Annotated in this window: 16 protein-coding genes; 6 read left to right on the forward strand and 10 right to left on the reverse strand. The window is 73.9% G+C overall.

All coding sequences use genetic code 11. From position 1 onward, the window contains the following. Positions 1-27: 27 nt before the first annotated feature. Positions 28-1,080, forward strand: a complete 1,053-nt coding sequence (locus AB0K37_RS18570) for an amidohydrolase family protein (protein ID WP_363982235.1) — start codon at positions 28-30, stop codon at positions 1,078-1,080. On the opposite strand, the gene AB0K37_RS18575 is transcribed toward AB0K37_RS18570, so the two are convergent. The 4 genes from AB0K37_RS18575 to AB0K37_RS18590 all read right to left on the reverse strand — a co-directional run bounded on the left by AB0K37_RS18575 (position 1,073) and on the right by AB0K37_RS18590 (position 4,307). Further along, positions 1,073-2,344: a cytochrome P450 gene (locus tag AB0K37_RS18575; RefSeq protein WP_363982238.1), complete on the reverse strand. Its 1,272-nt coding sequence runs from the start codon at positions 2,342-2,344 to the stop codon at positions 1,073-1,075. The genes AB0K37_RS18570 and AB0K37_RS18575 overlap by 8 nt on opposite strands. 1 nt (position 2,345) lies before the next feature. Then, entirely contained in the window at positions 2,346-3,164 is an 819-nt protein-coding gene (locus AB0K37_RS18580; RefSeq protein ID WP_363982241.1) for a TetR family transcriptional regulator, read from the reverse strand. Positions 3,165-3,366: 202 nt separating this feature from the next. Continuing rightward, complete coding sequence (locus AB0K37_RS18585) at positions 3,367-3,771, reverse strand: hypothetical protein (RefSeq protein ID WP_363982243.1); 405 nt, start codon at positions 3,769-3,771, stop codon at positions 3,367-3,369. A gap of 119 nt (positions 3,772-3,890) precedes the next feature. Next, complete coding sequence (locus AB0K37_RS18590; RefSeq protein WP_363982246.1) at positions 3,891-4,307, reverse strand: PGPGW domain-containing protein; 417 nt, start codon at positions 4,305-4,307, stop codon at positions 3,891-3,893. 259 nt (positions 4,308-4,566) lie between these two features. Here AB0K37_RS18590 and AB0K37_RS18595 point away from each other — a divergent pair, with 259 nt between their 5' ends. The 5 genes from AB0K37_RS18595 to AB0K37_RS18615 all read left to right on the forward strand — a co-directional run bounded on the left by AB0K37_RS18595 (position 4,567) and on the right by AB0K37_RS18615 (position 11,957). After that, positions 4,567-5,688 (forward strand): acyltransferase family protein, encoded by a 1,122-nt coding sequence (locus AB0K37_RS18595; RefSeq protein WP_363982249.1) that lies wholly within the window; start codon positions 4,567-4,569, stop codon positions 5,686-5,688. 280 nt (positions 5,689-5,968) lie between these two features. Continuing rightward, positions 5,969-7,387 carry a bifunctional cytidylyltransferase/SDR family oxidoreductase gene (locus tag AB0K37_RS18600; protein WP_363982252.1) on the forward strand — a complete coding sequence of 473 codons (1,419 nt, stop codon included), beginning with the start codon at positions 5,969-5,971 and terminating at the stop codon, positions 7,385-7,387. A 105-nt stretch (positions 7,388-7,492) separates the two neighbouring features. Then, on the forward strand, positions 7,493-9,301 hold the full coding sequence (locus AB0K37_RS18605; protein WP_363982255.1) for a CDP-glycerol glycerophosphotransferase family protein: 1,809 nt from the start codon (positions 7,493-7,495) through the stop codon (positions 9,299-9,301). A gap of 39 nt (positions 9,302-9,340) precedes the next feature. Next, positions 9,341-11,302 (forward strand): glycosyltransferase, encoded by a 1,962-nt coding sequence (locus tag AB0K37_RS18610; protein WP_363982258.1) that lies wholly within the window; start codon positions 9,341-9,343, stop codon positions 11,300-11,302. Positions 11,303-11,342: 40 nt separating this feature from the next. Beyond that, the gene (locus AB0K37_RS18615) at positions 11,343-11,957 is read left to right on the forward strand and encodes a DapH/DapD/GlmU-related protein (protein ID WP_363982261.1); all 615 of its coding nucleotides are present in this window, start codon (positions 11,343-11,345) and stop codon (positions 11,955-11,957) included. Between the two features lie 21 nt (positions 11,958-11,978). On the opposite strand, the gene AB0K37_RS18620 is transcribed toward AB0K37_RS18615, so the two are convergent. The 6 genes from AB0K37_RS18620 to AB0K37_RS18645 all read right to left on the reverse strand — a co-directional run bounded on the left by AB0K37_RS18620 (position 11,979) and on the right by AB0K37_RS18645 (position 18,821). Next, positions 11,979-12,581: a hypothetical protein gene (locus tag AB0K37_RS18620; protein ID WP_363982264.1), complete on the reverse strand. Its 603-nt coding sequence runs from the start codon at positions 12,579-12,581 to the stop codon at positions 11,979-11,981. After that, entirely contained in the window at positions 12,578-14,035 is a 1,458-nt protein-coding gene (locus tag AB0K37_RS18625; protein WP_363982267.1) for a glycosyltransferase, read from the reverse strand. The genes AB0K37_RS18620 and AB0K37_RS18625 overlap by 4 nt, the downstream gene beginning before the upstream one ends. Before the next feature lie 4 nt (positions 14,036-14,039). Further along, the gene (locus AB0K37_RS18630; protein ID WP_363982270.1) at positions 14,040-14,579 is read right to left on the reverse strand and encodes a hypothetical protein; all 540 of its coding nucleotides are present in this window, start codon (positions 14,577-14,579) and stop codon (positions 14,040-14,042) included. Next, the gene (locus tag AB0K37_RS18635) at positions 14,576-15,850 is read right to left on the reverse strand and encodes a glycosyltransferase family 4 protein (RefSeq protein WP_363982273.1); all 1,275 of its coding nucleotides are present in this window, start codon (positions 15,848-15,850) and stop codon (positions 14,576-14,578) included. The genes AB0K37_RS18630 and AB0K37_RS18635 overlap by 4 nt, the downstream gene beginning before the upstream one ends. 2 nt (positions 15,851-15,852) lie before the next feature. Further along, positions 15,853-17,451 carry a glycosyltransferase family 4 protein gene (locus AB0K37_RS18640; protein ID WP_363982276.1) on the reverse strand — a complete coding sequence of 533 codons (1,599 nt, stop codon included), beginning with the start codon at positions 17,449-17,451 and terminating at the stop codon, positions 15,853-15,855. A gap of 65 nt (positions 17,452-17,516) precedes the next feature. Further along, positions 17,517-18,821, reverse strand: coding sequence for a nucleotide sugar dehydrogenase (locus AB0K37_RS18645; protein WP_363982278.1), 1,305 nt, complete (start codon positions 18,819-18,821; stop codon positions 17,517-17,519). Between the last annotated feature and the right edge of the window lie 178 nt (positions 18,822-18,999).

Consider the following 18,999-nt stretch of genomic DNA (forward strand, 5'->3'; position numbering starts at 1 on the left):
CCCATCGAACGAGCGAGGGAGACGCGCATGCCCGAGACGACCCGCCGCCGCGCCCTGCAGGTGACCGGCCTTGCGATGGCCGCGGCCGCCGTTCCGGCAGGTGAGGCGGTCGCCGCCACCCCCGGCCGGTCGCGCGGCAGGATCGACACCCACCACCACGCCGTCCCGCCCAGGATGCGGGAGTGGGCGATCGAGCAGGGGCTTCTCCCGCCGACCGGCGGACCGTCCTGGGCCCAGTGGACGCTGCCGAGCACCCTGCGGACGATGGACGCCAACGGCATCGCCGCCGGGGTGGCGTCCGCGCCGGTGCCCGCCGAGGCGTTCACGGACCGGAAGCTCGCCGTCTCTGGCGTCCGGGTGTGCAACGAGTCGCTGGCCGAGCTGGTGCGCGAGCACCCCACGCGGTTCGGCTTCTTCGCCAACGCCGCGATGCTCCACCCCGACCTGGCCGTGCGCCAGATCGCCCACGCCCTCGACGGCCTCGGCGCGGACGGGGTGCTCCTCAACACCTCGGCCGCCGGGCACTACCTCGGGGAGCCGATGTTCGAGCCGTTGTGGGCCGAGCTCGACCGGCGCCGCGCGGTCGCGTTCGTCCACCCGGTCGCCCCCCAGGGCCTGCCCGAGGCGCCGGGCGTCGGCGACTGGCTCGCCGACTACCTGCTCGACACCACCCGCACCGCGCTCAGCCTGATCGCCGCCGGGACCCTCGTCCGGTACCCGCGGGTGTCGGTCATCCTGTCCCACGGCGGCGGGTTCCTGCCGTACATGGCGGGCCGGGCCGAGCGCTCGGCCCGGGAGGACGGCGGCCCGCTCCCGGCGCGGATGCGCCCGGCGCTCCGCCGCTTCCACTACGACACGGCCCTGCCGGTCTCCCCCTACGCCACGCCGTCCCTGATCGCGGCCGTCGGCGCCGACCGCGTCCTGTTCGGCACCGACTGGCCCGCCAACTCCGCCCGCGAGGTCGCGCTGAACACCCGGGACCTCGACCGCGACCCGGTGCTGGACGACCGCGCCCACCGCGCCGTCGACCGGGCGAACGCCCTCCGCCTGCTCCCCCGGCTGGCCGGACGCCTCAGGTGATGCGGACGGGGAGGGTGCGGGGGCCGCGGACCTGGCCGGCGGCCCAGGTGACCGCCGCCGGGTCGGCCAGGGTGAAGGACGGCACGCGCTCCAGCCAGACTTCGAGGGCCGTGCGCAGCTCCATGCGGGCCAGGTGCGAGCCGACGCAGCGGTGGATGCCGAGGCCGAAGGCGGCGTGCCGGTTGACCTCGCGGTCGATGACGATCTCGTCCGCCCGGTCGAACTGGGCCGGGTCCCGGTTGGCGGCGGGGAACGACAGCAGGATCCAGTCGTCGGCCTTCATCTCGACGCCGCGCCAGGTCATGTCCTCCCGCACCAGCCTCGCCATCGTCACGGGCGCGAAGGCGCGCAGGAACTCCTCCACCGCGGTCGGCACGAGCGACGGGTCGGCGGCGAGGCGCTCGCGGTCCGCGGGCGTCCTCGCCAGGTGCCACAGCGAGGCGCCGATCGCGCTCCAGGTGGTGTCGATCCCCGCGATGAGCAGCAGCGCCACCGTCCCCGAGACGTGGGACGGTTCGAGCCTGCGCCCGTACAGCTCGGCCTCGACGAGATAGGTGGTGAGGTCGTCCCGGGGGTTCGCGACGTGGTCGCGGATCTGCTCCAGCAGGTAGTCGAACAGCTTGTCCATGCGGGCGATGCGCTCGTCCGGAGGGAGGTTGACTCCTTCGAGGGTGTTCTCGACGAACTCCCGGAACCGGGGCCCGTCCTCGGGCGGGAAGCCGAGCATGTCGGCGATGACCCGGATCGGAATGTGCTGGGCGTACTCGTGGGCGGCGTCCACGACGTCGCGGCCCTCGAAGGAGTCGATGAGCTCGTGGCAGTACGCCCTGGTCGCGGGCTCCAGCCGCGCCACCGCGGACTTCTTGAACGCGGGGAGCAGCAGCCTGCGCGCGTCGTGGTGGAACGGGGGGTCGGAGGAGATCGGCGGCGTGACGCCGATCGGCGCCACCTCGCGCGGCGGCCGGAAGTTGCTCATGACGACCGAGCGGGAGGTGAAGCGCTCGGTGTCGTAGGCGATCGCCGCGACGTCCTCGTAGCGGGTCGGCAGCCAGCCGCCGCCGAACCGCTCGGTCCGCGCGACCGGGCAGCGCCGCCGCAGGTCGTCCTGGATCGGGTACGGGTCGGCGGCCCATTCCGGTTCCAGGTGGGAGAAGTCGGTCGCCCAGTCGGAGACCGGGCCCGTGACGACCTCGTTGCGGGTGCCGAGCGGACGGCCCTCCCGCTCCTCCCTGAAGTCCTTGTCGAAGCGGTCGTCCGCGGTCATCTCACTCCTCCCCGAGGACGTCGACGGCCCGCTCGGGGCAGTTCGCGACCGCCAGGCGGGCCTCCTGCTCCCCGCCCTCGGGGACGGCGCCGTCGCCGAGGACCGTGCCGTAGCCCTCGTCGTCCTCGCCGAACAGGCCGGGGGCCAGGTCGTAGCACCGGCCATGGCCCTGGCAGCGCTCCGGGTCGATCCGCACCTTCATCGTGTTCCTCCCGTGTGGGACGGCGGCCGGGACGGGCGGCGCGAGCGCGGCCACGATCCGCGCGAGCAGCGAGGCCCACTCCTCGTCACCGACGGCGTGCATGTCCGGCGGGATGAGCGCGCTCCCCATCCCGAGCACCAGGCAGAGGTGGGCGAGGGCGTTCGGCGACAGCGCCGGGTCCATCTCCTCGCCCGCCTGGGCGATGCGCATGAGGCCGGCGAGCCAGTCGGCGCGCTCGCCGACGTAGTCGCGCAGGGGACGGGCGACCTCCCCGTCCCGGCGGGCCGCGACGAGGGCCTCCACGACGAGGTGGGCGCGGGCGTCCCGGCGCTTCGGAAGCCACCGCCCGATGGCGAGCAGCAGCTCGACGACCGGGCGGTCGGGCTCCGCGTCGAACAGGTCGGCCAGCAGCCGCCGCCCGTGCGCGCGCAGCGCCGCCACCAGCAGCTCGGCCTTCGAGTCGAAGTGCGCGTACAGGGCGCCGTTGCTGACGCCGGCGGCGCGCGCGATGTCGGCGACGCGCGTCCCGTCGTAGCCGCGCCGCGCGAACTCGTCGGCGGCGGCGCGCAGCAGCCGCTCCCGCGTCTCCGCGCGCGTGACGCCCGCGATCCGCCCCATATCGAAATTAAACGAGCGTTCATTTCGGGGGTCAAGGGCCTTGGCGAACCAGGGCGTTCCGGACACATTCCCTTGACTCCGGTCCGGTGGCTGCGAAACTCGTCGCGCGGAATGACCGCCCGGTGGCGTCGGCGAGCCCGCGCGGCGCCGAGAAGCCGGGCGTGAGCACCTACGGCGCGCCGGTGGGCGCCGTCCGAACGCGTCACCGCACGGCGGCCGAGTGCGAGTCCGCGTGCTCCCTCCTGCCCGCGGTGAGGAACCCGGCGAGCGCGGCGAGCGCGGCGACGGCCTCCCCGGCAAAGCTGATCGTCTTGTCGGCGTACCACTGCGGGTCGTACATCCGCGGGATCGGGCCGAGCTGCCCGAAGTCGACGAAGTAGTACAGCAGCACGGCCCCGGCCGCGCTCGCCGCGACGACGAACGCGATCGCGTACGTCCACCTCCGGGCCCAGGCGAGCACGAGCAGGGCCGCGACCGCCGCCGCGATCGCCTGGCCGTAGAACAGGTCGTCTCCCGGGATGACGTCGCTCGGAGTGTTGGGCCCGGGGGCCATGTCGGGCGCGAAGCGCCAGTGCACGACGGCGTCGGCCGCGAGTCCGGCGGCCACGAGTACACGAAGAAGGATGCCCATGCCCTTTGCACGGGGATGCCGGGCCGGCGGATCAACCCGGGGGAACATTTCGCCGTGGCCGGGCCCGGCCACGGCGGGCCGTCCGCCCGGCACGTCTACTCGGGGAAGCTCCCGGCGCGGCGGGCCCTGACCCGCCGCCAGCTCCAGAACAGGAGCCCGAAGAGGATGAAGCCGGACAGGATGAGCCCCGAGCCCGTGCTCCATCCGCTGAGCGGCAGCTCCTCCACGAGCCCCCAGGCCACGCCCGCGCCGAACAGCGCGAGGCCGGTGAGGACGGAGCCGGTCAGGCGCCACCAGGACGTCACGCTCTCCTCGGCGGCCTGGATCGCCCGCTCCCGGACGGGCTCGACGTAGCGGTTCACCGCGGGGAACTCCCGGGAGAGGATGAGCAGGCCCGCCAGCACCAGCAGCAGCCCGGGGCCGGGCAGCACGAGCAGCGCGACACCGGCCAGCAGCACGGCGCCGCCGGCGATGATCACCAACCCCTGCCGGGTGGACCTCCCGTATCCCATGCCCCTCCTCGTCCCCGCGCCCACCGGGCCCGTTCCCGGTCCCTGCCCCGCCCGCGGCATCCGGTAACGGCCGCCGCGTCGGGTACCCGCCGGTCTACCCGCCTCAGCGGATCTTGCGCGCGGCGCGCCCGTCGGAATCCGCGGGTTCGCCCCTGCGGCGCCCGCCCGTGACGCCCCGGCCGCGCGCTGTGACTCCGAGGGTTCTGTCGTGATTCGTTAGGTATGCTCCACGAGCCCCTCCCAGGATCAGAGATCTTTCATGACACAGACACCCGAGGCGTCCGTCGTGGCGGTTCCAGACTCCGCCGAGGCGGCGGTCCCCGGCTCCGCGCCGGCGGCCGCGTCCCCCGCCGAGCGCCCGCAGGACAAGCCGCGGACACCGGGCGGCCCGGCTCCCCGAGGACGCGACCCGCACCTGGACAACGCCAAGTACCTGGCGATCCTGCTCGTCGCGGGCGGGCACGCGCTGTCGGGCCTGCGGGACGTCCCGGTGGCCGCGGCGCTCTGGAACTTCATCTACCTGTTCCACATGCCGCTGTTCCTCATGATCAGCGGATACCTGTCCAAGCGGTTCACCCTCACCGACGACAAGGCCGTGCGCCTGGTCGGCTCGACCATCGCGCCGTACCTGATCTTCCAGTGCGCCTACAGCCTGTTCGCCTGGGGCGTCGACGGGCGGCGGTTCCAGTTCGACGCGCTGGACCCCTACTACCTGACCTGGTTCCTGCTGGCGCTGTTCGTCTGGCGGCTGCTCACCCCGGTGTGGCGGCGGCTCAGGTTCCCGCTCGCCACGGCCGTGCTCGTCGCCCTCCTCACCTACATGGCCGACATCGGGAACACGCTCGACCTGTACCGGATCCTCGGGCTGGCGCCGTTCTACGTCCTCGGGCTGACGCTGTCGCCGGAGGTGATCCAGATCGTCCGGCGCCCATGGGCGCGGATCACGGGCGCCGCGCTCCTGGCGGCCGCGCTCGCGGGCGCGTACCTGACCCAGGACCGCATGAACGCGCGCTGGCTGAACTGGGACACCTCCAACGGCGATCTCGGCGTGGACGAGCTCACCGGCACCGTGATGCGCGCCGGGCTGATGCTCACCGGGACGGTGCTGATCCTGGCCTTCCTGGCGGTCACCCCGTCCCGCCGCACCTGGTACAGCGACCTCGGCTCCGCCACCATCTACGGCTACCTGCTGCACGGCTTCGTGATGCGGCTGTTCACGTTCGAGGGCTGGCACAAGCTCGCCTGGTTCGACACGATCCCCGGCGTGCTGTCGGCCCTGCTCGCCGGCTTCGTCATCGTCACGGTGCTGAGCACCTCCCCGGTGCGCCGGGTGACCCGCTGGGCCGTGGAGCCCGACATGAGGCCCCTCTTCGGCAAGTGAGACCGGTCCGGGTGCGCGGGCGCCCCGGGCCGCAATGATCATGGCCAGGGACGCCGCAGGCCCCGTCACGCAAGGGTTACAGGAAGCTGGAAGGTCGATGAATTCGCCTCAAAGTTCTACAGACCGGGTACAGTGAGGCGGCAGTTCCCCCCCTGTGCGGATCACCAGCCCTGCGAAAGCCGCGCCGCCCGCACCCCCAGATCCCACGGGTGACTGCATCACGTTCGGTTTTCGGCCGCCGTTCCGGCTGCCATGAAGGAGAAGGACGGTCGCATTGGTCATGGCGCCGCAGGGTGAGCATCGCGTCGTAGCCGTCATCCTGGCGGGTGGCAGCGGACAGCGGATGGGTCTCAGCACTCCCAAGCAGCTCCTCAAGATCGCCGGGAAGACGATCCTCGAACACACGCTGGGCGTGTTCGAGGAGGCCCCCGACGTCGACGAGATCATCGTCCTGATGAACCCCGGATTCCTCCAGGACGCCGCGGACTGCGTGCGGAAGGCCGGCTGCACCAAGGTCAAGGCCGTGCTTCCGGGCGGCACGTCCCGGAACGCCACCACGCAGCTCGCCCTGGACGCCCTCGCCGACCACCCGGCCGAGACGACCAGCGTGCTGTTCCACGACGCGGTGCGCCCGCTGCTGTCGCAGCGCATCATCCGCGACTGCGTGGCCGCGCTGCGCGAGCACCGGGCGGTGGACGTCGCCATCCCGTCCGCCGACACGATCATCCAGGTCGACCAGGACGTCATCGTGGACGTCCCGCGCCGGGCGAACCTGCGCCGCGGGCAGACCCCGCAGGGCTTCCGCCTCGCCACCATCCGCGACGCCTACGAGAAGGCGTGGCAGGACGAGGACTTCGAGGCGACCGACGACTGCACCGTGGTGCTGCGCTACCTGCCCGGCACCCCGATCTACGTCGTTCCCGGCGACGAGCACAACATGAAGGTCACCGAGCCGGTCGACATGTTCGTCGCGGACAAGCTGTTCCAGCTCGCCTCCTCCGACGCCCCCGACCTGACCGAGGACGAGTACGCCGAGGCGCTCGGCGGCAAGACGATGGTCGTGTTCGGCGCCAGCCAGGGCATCGGCGCCGCCATCGCGGAGCTGGCCCAGCGGTTCGGCGCCCGCGTCTTCGGCTACAGCCGCGGCGCCACCCGCACCCACGTCGAGCGGCCCGACGACGTCGCCGGCGCGCTCGCGCAGGCCTACTCGGCGACCGGCCGCGTCGACTTCGTCGTCAACACGGCGGGCATCCTGCGGATCGGCCGGCTCGACGCGATCGACCCCGACGCGATCGAGGAGGCGCTGCGCGTCAACTACCTCGCGCCGATCCACATCGCGCGGGCGTCGTTCCCCTACCTGGCCAAGACCGGCGGGCAGCTGCTGCTCTACACGTCCAGCTCCTACACCCGCGGGCGGGCCGACTACAGCCTGTACTCCTCCGCCAAGGCCGCCACGGTGAACCTCACCCAGGCGCTGGCGGACGAGTGGTCCGGCGACAAGGTGCGGATCAACTGCATCAACCCCGAGCGGACCAGCACCCCCATGCGGACCGCGGCGTTCGGCCAGGAGCCCCCGCACACCCTGCTGAGCGCCGACCAGGTGGCCCGCACCTCCCTCAACGTCCTGCTCTCCGGCCTCACCGGGCAGGTCATCGACGTGCGCCGTGAAGACCCCCTCAGCGGCGGCCGCTCCGGCTGACCGCCGCACCCCCGCACGCGCCCGCTCGGCCCGGCGGGCGCGGTCCCCCCTTCCCCTCTCCCCAACTGCGCCACCCCTCAGGCGCTGACCAGACGGAGGTGTGCCGTGCGGCGTCTCGTCTCCCGGTACTCGACTCTCACGCGGTACTCATCGGTGCTGTGGCTGCCCGTCACGCTCGGGCTGCTGATCGGGGCCGCCGCGGCCGGGTCGCCCTGGGCGTTCCTCGGCGCCGCCGTGCTCTGCTACGCGGCCGAGTACGTCGTCGGGCGGACGCTGCCGGACGCGGCCAGGCCGCTGCGCTGGGGCCAGATGAGCCCGGGCGCGCGGGTGCTGGCCCGGCAGGCGGCCCTGGTGCTGCTGCTGGTCCAGTCGGGCGACGCCGGCAGGCCGACCATCGTCCTGGCGGCCGTCGGCCTCCTGCTGGTCGACTGGCTCCGGGCCGCGACCCTCGCCGGCGCGGTCGCCTCGCGCCGCGTCAACCGGCTGCCCTTCGCCACCCGCAACCTCGGCGAGGGCGAGCCGGCTCTGCCCGCCCCCATCGCCCCCCGGCAGGCCCGGCTCACCCTCCTCCTGGAGAGCCAGGCCGACCTCCTGCCGCTGCTGTTCGGAACCGTCGGGCTCCTGGTCGGCCTCCCGGTCCTCGTGGCCGGCGGGCTCCTCGGCACCGCGGCGATCGCCGTCGCCGTCGCGGCCGCGCAACTGCCGCGGCTGCGCCGGATGCGCGCCCTCCTCAACGCCGAGCGGACGGGCCGCGACGTGCAGCGCCGCGTGGCCCGGTACAAGCCCGAGGTCGTCCTGTACTTCACCGGCCCGCCCACGACCGTCTACCAGGCCAACATGTGGCTGCAGGCGCTGGAGCGGCTGGACCGCAAGGCGATGGTCCTCGTGCGCTCCCCCGAGGTCGTCGGCGCGCTCGCGCCCACCCCGCTCCCCGTCGTGTGCATCACGCGGGCCGAGGACATGATGAACTTCGACCTCGGCACCGTGAAGGTCGCGCTCTACCCGGGCAACACCGGCAAGAACCTCCACCTGCTCCGCGAGGAGCACATCAAGCACGTGTTCGTCGGGCACGGCGACAGCGACAAGGGCCCGAGCTCCAACCCGGTCAGCAAGGTCTTCGACGAGGTGTGGGTGGCCGGCCCGGCGGGCCGCGACCGGTACCACAACTCCGACGCCGGGGTGCGCGACGAGGCCATCGTCGAGGTTGGCCGCCCGCAGCTCGGTGAGATCACCACCGAGCCGTCCGGCGGGCCCGTCCCCACCGTCCTGTACGCGCCCACCTGGGAGGGCTGGGACAACGAGCACGGCTACAGCTCCCTGCTCGGCATGGGCGAGAGGATCGTCCGGACGCTGCTGGAGCAGGGTCCGCGGCTGCGCGTCATCTACCGGCCGCACCCCTACACCGGCCGGCGGCTGCCGGAGGCCGCCGCCGTGCACGCCCGGCTCATCAAGATGATCGAGCAGGCGAACCGGGGCGGCGCGGGCGGCCACCAGGTCGTGACCGGCGCGGACGCCTCCCTCTACGAGTGCTTCAACCGGTCGGACATGCTGATCACCGACATCTCCAGCGTGATCTCCGACTACATCCCGAGCCTGAAGCCCTACGTCGTCACCAACCCCGACGGGATGGACGAGAACCTCTTCCGGACCGAGTTCCCGTCCGCGTCGGCGGCCTACCTGCTGAGCCCCGGCTGCGCCGAGCTGGCCGACATCCTCGCCGTCGCGGCGACGCCCGGCCAGGACCCGCTGGCCGCGGAGCGGCGCACGCTCCGCGACTACCTCCTCGGCCCCGAGCACCCGGACGCCATGACGCGGTTCGCCGCCGCCGTCGACGCGCTCGCGCAGGCCGGCCCCCGGTCGACGATGTACGCGATTTCCGGCCGAGCGGTCTCGGCGGCCACCGAGCACGCTTAAAGTGGCCCTCACAGCCACTTCCCCGAGTGTAGAGGGGCCATGACGCACCCCCTGGTCAGCGTGATCGTCCCGGTGTACCAGTGCCGGGACACGGTGGGCGGGGCACTGGAGTCGGTCTTCGCCCAGTCCCTGCCCGCCGAGCAAGTCGAGGTCATCGCCGTCGACGACGGCTCGACCGACGGCGGCGGCGAGCTGCTGGACGAGCTCGCCCGCGCCCACGACCGGCTGACGGTCGTCCACCAGCCGAACTCCGGCGGCGCGGGCGCGCCGCGCAACCGCGGCCTGGAGCTGGCGTCCGGGACGTTCGTGTTCTTCCTGGACGCCGACGACCGGCTGGGCCCGGAGGCGCTGGAGCGCATGACGGCGATGGCCGAGCGCAACGGCACCGACATCGTCCTCGGCAAGCAGGTCGGGACGGGCGGCCGCAAGTCGCCCAAGGTGTTCGACCGCTCCATCGAGCGCACCCACGTGCTCGACCCCGACTGCGACCTGTTCGGTCGGATGTCGATGGCCGCGCTCCAGCTCTTCCGGCGGTCGCTGGTCGAACGCGCGGGCCTGCGCTTCACCGAGGGCCTGGTGGCCCACGAGGACCAGCTCTTCACCGCGGGCGCCTACCTGAACGCCGACGGCGTCTCCGTTCTCGCCGACTACGACTGCTACTACTGGGCCGCCCGCGAGGACGGCTCCAGCGCGACGCAGGGAGCGGGCGCCCCGCCCGCCGACCTGTACGCGGTCATCGCCCAGGCGATGCGGCAGGTCGCCGAGCACACCGAGCCGGGCGAGACGCGGGAGCGGCTGAACCGGCGTTACCTGCGGCTGGAGGTCTTCGGCCGCCTCGACCGCCTGTACCTGGACTCCTCGCCCGACGACCAGAAGGTCACCCTCGCGGGCTGCCGCGAGCTGCTGGAGGAGTGGTACACCCCCGCGCAGCGGGAGCTGGCCCACCCCCTCCACCGGGTGATCGGGCACTGCGTCCTGCACGGCCTCGACGACGAGCTGGGGGAGGTCCTGCGGTTCCGCCGCGGCGGGACGCGGCCCCGCCTCCATCTGGAGGACGGGCGCGCCTACCTGAAGTACCCGTTCTTCCGCGACACCGCCGTCCGCATCCCCGACGAATGCTTCGCGACGCCCGCGCCCCTGGTGGTCCTGCCCGCCCTGACACGGCTGGCCTGGGAGGACGACGCGCTGCTGGTCGGCGGCACGGTGGTCGTCCGCGACGTGGACGAGGGGACCCCGGCCGTCCGGCTGCTGCTGGAGGACGCCGACGGCGACCGCCGCCCGGTGGAGTGCGAGACCGTTTCGGCCGCGCCCGCGGACCAAGGCGTCGAGGCGTCGTTCACCGCCGCCGTCGGCCCGGAGGCGGCCTCCCTCCCCGCCGGCCTCTGGACCCTGCACATCGAGGTCTCGCTCAGCGGGCACGTGCGGACGGTGCCGCTGGTCAAGCCGCGCGACCTGCCTCTCCCGCGAGCGGCCCTGGCGGGGGCCCGGCTCCTGCGCCCGGCGCAGGCGCGCCGCGGGGAGCCGCTCGCGCTGGAGGCCGGCGCCGCCCTCACGTCCGCCGACTTCGCCGACGTGGAGGTCGTCTGGGGGCCGGGGCGGCGGGTCCGGGTGCTGGCCGACGCGCCGCCCGTCCTCGGCGACGGCCCCGCGATGAGCGTGGTGCTGCACCACGCCGACGGCGAGACGACGATCCGCGCGGCGCTGGAGGCCGCGCCGGACGACCCGTCCCGCCTGCGCGCCGACCTCTCCCTCGCGGGCGCGCGCCCCGGCCGCTGGCGGGCCCGGTTCGCGGTCGACGGCGTCGGCGACCCCGTCGCGGTGCGCCTGGCGGCCGAGGGCGGCGGCGTCCTCGGGCCGGTGACCGCGTCGCTGGCGCCCCCGCGCCGCGTGCACGTCAGAATGGACCGCAGGGCCGCGACCGTGCACGTCACCGCGCCGCTGGCGTCGCTGGCGAGGCGCACCCGGCGGCTGCTCCCCGGCGGGGGCGCGAAGCCGGAGTGATCCGAGTCCACCCGCCGAACATCCGCATGGAAGGCACCGAATGAGTCACCGCATCCTGCCGAGCGCCCAGGTCGACCCCGGCGCGGAACTCGGCGACGGCACCACCGTGTGGGACCTCGCCCAGATCCGCGAGGGCGCCCGGCTCGGCGAGGGCTGCATCGTGGGCCGCGGCGCCTACGTCGGCGCGGGCGTGCGGATCGGCGACAACGTCAAGCTGCAGAACCACGCGCTCGTCTACGAGCCCGCCGTGCTGGAGGACGGCGTGTTCGTCGGTCCCGCCGTCGTGCTCACCAACGACCGCGAGCCCCGCTCGGTGGCCCCCGACGGCAAGCTGAAGCGCGGCGACGACTGGGAGGCGGTCGGCGTCCACGTCGCCGAGGGCGCCTCGCTCGGCGCCCGCAGCGTGTGCGTCGCGCCGGTCCGCGTCGGCCGCTGGGCGATGGTCGCCGCGGGCGCGGTGGTCACCCGCGACGTCCCCGACTTCGCGCTGGTCGCGGGCGTGCCCGCCCGCCGGATCGGCTGGGTCGGCAGGGCGGGCGCCCGGCTGGCCGAGCGTTCCGACGGGACGTGGGAGTGCCCGCGCACCGGTGAGATCTACGTCGAGGCGCCCGCCGGCGACGGCTCGGACACGACGGTCCTGACCGAGAAGCGCTGAGCCCGGAGGGGCGGCGGGCGGTCAGGCCTTGGCGTCGAGGTCGCGCACCTGCCGCGTCGTCACGACGAGGTCGGGGTGCAGGCGGGCCAGCCTGCGGCCGAGCGGCACCGACGTCCGGTCCATCACGATGACGCGGACGAGGCCGCCCGTGTCGATCTCCCGCAGGACGCGCCGCCGCGCGATGCGGGCCAGCACGTGCGGCCGGACATGCCGGTAGAACGGCACGAAGAGCCGCCGGTGGACGGCGCGGGAGGCGCGGCTGCGGGCGCGGTCCAGGCGCGCGCCGGCACGGCCCGCCCGCGCCACCGGCCGGAGGGCGATCCGCGGCATCCGGATCACGACCGTGTGCTCCAGCCAGGGCAGGGGGTGCCGGGCCTCCGCCTTGTCGAGGCGGTGCAGGCGCACCCGCTCGTCCAGGTTCGCCCACCCGTCCGGCTCGGCGGTCACCACGTCGACCCGCGCGCCCTCCTCCGCGAAGTAACCGGCCAGCCCGATGACCCTCTTGTGCTGGCGCTTGGGCGGCACGTTCGGGGCGGGGTCCATGGTCAGCCTGGGATCCATGGCCAGGACCAGCACCTTCGGGGGCTGCGCGCCGTGCACGTCACCGTCTCCCAACCTGGTCACCCGCTCACGCCGCGCCTGCGGGCGGCCAGCTCGGTGAGCCGCCCCACGAGCGGCTCCAGCGTCACGTTCCGTTCGAAGCGGTCGGCGTAGGCGCGGGCCTCGGCCGCCTGCCGCTCGTCCAGTCCGGCGGCCGCCTTCGCCGCCGCCACCATCGAGGCGGCGATGTCGGCCGGGGCGAGCCCGCCCGGGTTGAACCACAGCGGGTACCCGCGCAGCAGTTCCTCGGCCGCCGACCCGGGCGTGTGGACCGACACGATGGGACGTCCGGCCGCCATGTACTCGAAGATCTTCCCGGAGGTGACGTAGCGTCCGCCCCCGTTGAGGAAGACCAGCACGTCGGAGTCCTGGTAGACGTCGGCGAGCGCCGTCTTGGACACCGGGCCACGGTGGTAGACGCCGGGGGCCAGCAGCTCCTCGCCGTCCTCTCCGCCGCCGGCGGCGGCGGCCTCCGCCTGCTCGACCACCGCCGCCCCGCCCCCGACCTCCTGGGCGCTGACGGCCGCCGCCGCCGCCTCGGCCGCGGCGGCGAAGCGCTTGCGGAGCTTGTTGTCGGTGCCCTGGAAGAACCCGAAGTAGCCGTAGAAGTTGAGCGTGGCGGCCCGCATGTCCGAATGCGCCCGGGCGCGGGAGAACCCCTCGATCAGCTCCTCGATGGGCTGCTTGTCGGTGACCGTGCCGATGAAGGAGAAGCGGGGCGCGTGCCCGCCCGTCGTCGCGCGGGCTGCCGGGGGCGGCGCGGCGCTCTGCGGGAGCGTGTCCGCGTCCCACCCGTTCAGGACGGTCATCATGCGGTCCGCCGCGCGCGGGTAGCGCTCGGCGTGCCAGGCCCGCTGGGCGTCGTTGACGTACAGCGAGTTCGCCGCGGACCGCAGCACCCGGCGCTCCCAGCGCCAGGCGGGATGCCCGTCCTCAAACATCGGCTCCTCGCTGAACTGGTCGAGGGTCCAGGAGTCGCGGTAGTCGATGATGTAGGGGGTGCGGGTCAGCTTGTGGAACAGCCACGCCGCGGCGAAGGAGGAGTACGGGTTCCCCGTCGCGAGGACCGCGTCGAACCTGCGCCGCGCGTGCATCCGCAGCGCGCGGCGGACGGAGTCGCGCCCCCAGGACGCGTAGTGCTCCGGGAAGACGTGCTTCTGCCCCCACGTGTACAGCGACTGGGCCAGCTGGGGGAACGCCCCCCGGAACCGGCTGTACTCGCGCAGGTCCGTCTGCCAGACGAACCGGTTCAGGTCGGGGCGCACCAGCGTGACCCGCGGGTCGACGGTCTCCATCAGCTTGTCGTCGACCGTGCCGATCGTGTCGTACAGGAACGGGAGCGGCGCGGCGAAGACCGTGACGTCCCAGCCCAGCTCGGTCAGCCGGTTGGCGGTCGCCCGCGGCCGGTACACGCCGCTCGCGCGGGACGGCGGGAAGTAGAAGGCGAGGTAGAGAAGGCGTGGGCGGCGTTCGGACATGGAGTCATCCTCTGGCGTAGCCTGCCGGGGATCTTTCATGAGCGACGGAGTAGGACAGCGCCGCCCCGGCGCCCGTGATCGTGTCCGCGAGCTCGGACACGGTCACCAGCGAGTGCGGGTCGGCGATGACGACGAGGTCGATGGAGCGGCCGCGCAGCAGTTCGCGCTCGACCGCCCGGCGGCGCACCGCCGCCGCGTCGCGCCGGTAGACGCGGGCCAGCCGCCGGTCGACGGGCCCCGCGAGGCGCCTGCGGTAGGCGGAGTCGATCCGCTTCCCGAGCCCGCGCAGCGGGCCGGGGAAGCACACGCGCAGCAGCAGTGCCGGAATCCGGTACAGCGGGATCCGCACCGCGGCGGGACGGTAGCGCCGTTCGAGCGCGGACAGCTCGACGGCGTCGACGCCGTCCGGGAGCGGGTCCTTCGCCCACGTCGAGGCCTTGCGCACCAGCACGGCGGCGCTGCCGCCGTCCGCGAGGACCTGCGCCGCCTCCCGGACGACCGCGGGCCTGCGGGAGGCGCCGAGCGCCACGAACAGCACGTTCACGCTTCTTCTCCCCCGTCCGCGGTCCCCTTGTTCGCGGTCCCCTTGTTCGCGGTCCCCTTGTTCGCGGGGGCCTCCGGGAACCAGTGCCGGTAGTGCGCCTCGGCCACCGTGCGGTAGCCGAAGCGCCCGTCGAGGATCTCGCGGGCCTTCGCCAGGTCGAGGCCGTCCGGGAAGCGGTCGCGCAGCCGGCGGTACCCGTCGACGATCGAGCTCGCGTTCTCCTCGACGTCGATCATCTCCCCCGCAGCGGTCTCTATGCCGGCCAGGGTCCGCTCGGGTCCGCCGCAGCGGGTGACGAGCACCGGCAGGCCGGCCGCCACCGCCTCGATGATCGTCACACCGAAGGTCTCCCAGCGGGCGGGGTGGACGAGCAGGTCGTGCTCGCGCATGAGCCGCGCCGCCTCGTCGGGGGCGACCGCGCCGAGGAACGACACCGCGTGCCCGACGCCCAGCTCGGCGGCCCGCTCCTCCAGCCGCCGGGCCAGCACGCCCGGCCCGGCCATGGTCAGCGTGAGCCCGGGGTCCTCGGCGAGGCACTCGGCGAACGCCTCCAGCAGCCAGCCCACGCCCTTGCGCTCGACCAGCGTGCCGACGTAAAGCCAGCGCCGCAGCTCGGTGACGGGACGCTCGCGCGGCGCCCCGAACGAGATCGGGTTGGAGATCATCTCGATCTTGTGGGCGAGCGCCGGGAACGCCTCGGCGAGCGTGTCCCGCAGCACGTCGGTGACCACGAGGAAGCCGGTGCAGCGCTCCAGCACCTGCTCGTACATCTCCCGCGAGTCGGGCTGCTCCAGGACCTTGTCCAGGAAGGACGCGTGCTCGGTGACGAACACCCGCGCGCCGGGGCGGGCGTTCTCCAGCGCCGTCCAGCCGCCGCGCAGCCCCACGTGCGCGTGGACGACGGGCGCAGGGATCGGCTCGCCGCCGAGCGCCTCGCGCAGCCACCGGGCGTGCTGCACGGCGAGCTCGGCGAAGGTGTAGTCCGGCACCGTCGGCACCGGGACGCGCACCAGCCGGGAGCCCGCGGCGTCGGGCACGGGGTGCAGCGCGACCGGCAGGAGGCGCCGGTGCGCCTCGCGCGCCGCCTCGACCTCCTCCGCCGGCCGCCTCATCAGCCACGCCTCGGTGTGGTAGACGGTGAACTCGCCGCAGCCCGGTCCGGTCGCCTCGACCATCGACCGGACGAAGGAGCCCGCCCACTCCTGCATCGGGTTCGGATACCAGGGCGTGACGACGGCCACGTCCCCGCCGGCGCCCCTGTCCGCCGCCATCGTCAGTCCTGGGCGCCGATGAGCTGCTCGCCGGGCCCCGCCGGGGGCGCGCCCGGGGCGGGCCTCGCGGCGGTGGGGAGCAGCTTGGCGTAGACGCCGTCCAGGATCTCGGCCTGCGCCTCCCACGTCCACTCGTGGAGCAGCTCGGGCCGGTCGTCGTAGACGGCGCGGTACCGCCCCGGGTCGCCGAGGACCGCCTCGACGGCCCGCACGTAGTCGTCGACGTCCTCGGCGTGGAAGACCTCGCCCTGCCCGGTGGCCTTCACCATGTCGCCCATCGCCTCCACGTCGCTCACGACGATCGGGAGCCGCGCGTGCGAGTACTCGAAGAACTTCGTGATCAGCGCGATCTCGTGGTTGGGCCAGTGGTGGATCGGGATCACGCCGACGTCGGCCGCCGCCAGGAACGGGACGATCTGGTCGAACGGCACGTACGGCAGCGTGTGGACGCGGTCCGCGACGCCGAGTTCGGCGGCGCGGGCGACCAGGCCGCGGACGTAGTCGGACCCCGCCGAGGCGACGACCAGGACGACGTGGAGCCGGGGCAGCCGGGGCAGCGCCTCGATCATGATGTCGAGGCCGCGCTGCGGGGCGGCGGCGCCGCTGTAGACGGCGATCGGGGTGTCCGGGCCGACGCCGCACATCTCCCGCATGTCGGGAACCGGGTCGGACGTGCTCGGCTCGCCGCCGGTGATCGGGGCGTTGAGCACGACCGTCGGCCGCCCGCGCAGGCCGTGCCGCTCCACGAGCCGGTCGGCGAGCGCCTCCGAGACGGTCACCACCGCGTCCGCGTCGCCCGAGTACTCGCGCTCGTACGCGCACATGGCGGGATGCCAGCGCGGATCGGAGCCCCAGGGACGGATGCCCGGCAGGAACTCGTGCGCGTCCCACACGAGCTTCACCGTCCGGCCCTTCGCGCGGGCCCGCCGCACCGAGCGCGCGGCGACGCCGAGCATGCGGAAGTCGTTGGCGTGGACGATGTCGGGTTCGAGCTTGTCGATGACCTTGCCGTAGGCGCTGTCCCAGTCCCACAGGTTGCGGTCGAGGACGCGCCAGGCCCGGTCGCCGAGGACCTTCAGCCAGAAGTTGATCGCGAGCCGCTCCATCGGCGCGCGCGGGTTGCCGCGGGCCGCGGCGAGCGATTCGGTCTGCCGCACCCGCAGCGCGACCCACCGCGACTGCAGCTTCGCCGTGACCCGCCGGCCCAGCAGCCACACCTTGCGCACCGGGCCGCGGGAGTTGCGGTCGAGGCGCGCCGCGGCGAGGTCGGCGCGCCGGGACTGCACGAGCCGCCGCCGGTAGTCCGCCACCTTCGGGTGCCCGTACGCCAGCGGGCGGCGCAGCGTGGCGCGCAGGACACCGTGCCGGTTGCGCAGGAGCACGTGCTGCACCGGCAGGAGCCGCACGCGGGCGCCGCCGATGTTCCAGGAGCGGCGCCTCTTGCCTCTCGCGCTGCCGAGCAGGTGCACCTCCCAGCCGGCATCGGCCATCGACTGCGCGGCCTTCTGCACCCGGGAGTCGCGCACGACGTCGTTGTCGACGAGCATGACGACCCGGCCGCGCGACGGCGCGCCGGGAACCGTCCCGTCTTCGATCTGCATTCGAATCTCCAGTCGCGGTCGGCCGGGGCGCTTGCGCGGACCGGCCCGAACGGTCAGCGAGGCGGCTAGGAAGCGGTCCGAGCGTCCGGGGCGCCGATGACGACGCGGTGCACGCCCGGCCAGCGGGTGGCGTCGGTGACGCGGCGGCCGTCGACCAGGGCCTTGACGCCCGGCAGGTCGTCCGCGCCGAGTTCGCGGTAGGCGGCGTGGTCGGCCTGCACGATCGCGGCCGTGACCGACTCGCCGCGGTGGGGCGGCAGGTCCAGGGCCTCCAGCTCCTCGGCGGTGTACATCGGGTCGGACACGTACGGGACGGCGCCGCGCCGCCGCAGCGCCTCCACCGTGGGGAAGACGCCGGAGAACGCCGTCTCCTTGACGCCGCCCCGGTACGCCGCGCCCAGGACGAGGACGCCGGCGCCGGTCAGGTCGCCGTAGGCGTCCGCGAGGAGGCCGACGGCGTACTCGGGCATGCGGGTGTTGGCCTCGCGGGCGGCGCGGACGACGGTCGCGTCCGGGTCGTTCCACAGGTACATCCGCGGATACACCGGGATGCAGTGGCCGCCGACGGCGATGCCCGGCTTGTGGATGTGGCTGTAGGGCTGGGTGTTGCAGGCCTCGATGACCTTCATGACGTCCACGCCCGCCGCGTCGGCGTAGCGGGCGAACTGGTTGGCGAGGCCGATGTTGACGTCCCGGTAGGTGGTCTCGGCGAGCTTGGCGAGCTCCGCCGCCTCCGCGGAGCCGAGATCCCAGACGCCGTTCGGGCGGTCGAGGTCGGGCCGCTCGTCGAAGTCGAGGACCTGCTCGTAGAACTCCACGCCGTGCCGGGCGGACGCCTCGTCGACGCCGCCGACGAGCTTGGGGTAGCGGCGCAGGTCGGCGAACACCCGTCCGGTCAGCACGCGCTCCGGGCTGAACACCAGGTGGAAGCCGTCGCCCGCGGTGAGGCCGGAGCCCTCCGCCAGCATCGGGGCCCAGCGGTCCCGGGTGGTGCCGACGGGCAGGGTCGTCTCGTAGCTGACGAGCGTGCCGGGGCGCAGGCCCTGCGCGATGGAGCGCGTCGCGGCGTCCATCCAGCCGAAGTCCGGGACGCCCTCCGCGTCCACGAACAGGGGCACGACCACGACGACCGCCTCGGACTCGGCGACCGCCGCCGCCGTGTCGGTCGTCGCCGTGAGGAGCCCGGCCCGCACCGCCTCGGCGAGGTGGACGTCCAGCTCCGCCTCGCCGGGGAACGGCTCGCGCCCGGCGTTGACCTCGGCCACGACGCGTTCGTCCACGTCGGCGCCGATCACCCGGTGGCCCTTGCGGGCGAACTGCACCGCGAGCGGAAGCCCGATCTTGCCGAGCGCGACCACGCAGATCCGCATGTGCTACTTACCTCCAAGGGACGTCACGCGCCGGACCCGCTGGGCGACGGCCTGGGCCGGACGTACCGGACGTGTCTCGATCATCGTGCCGTGCCGGTCGTCGGCGGTGACCCCCAGCCGGTAGGGCCTGGCGCGGTGCCAGAAGAGCTCGCCTCGCGGGCCGGGCACCACGGACGCC

The sequence above is a fragment of the Actinomadura sp. NPDC049753 genome, from assembly GCF_040674655.1.
GTDB classification, from domain to species: domain Bacteria; phylum Actinomycetota; class Actinomycetes; order Streptosporangiales; family Streptosporangiaceae; genus Spirillospora; species Spirillospora verrucosospora.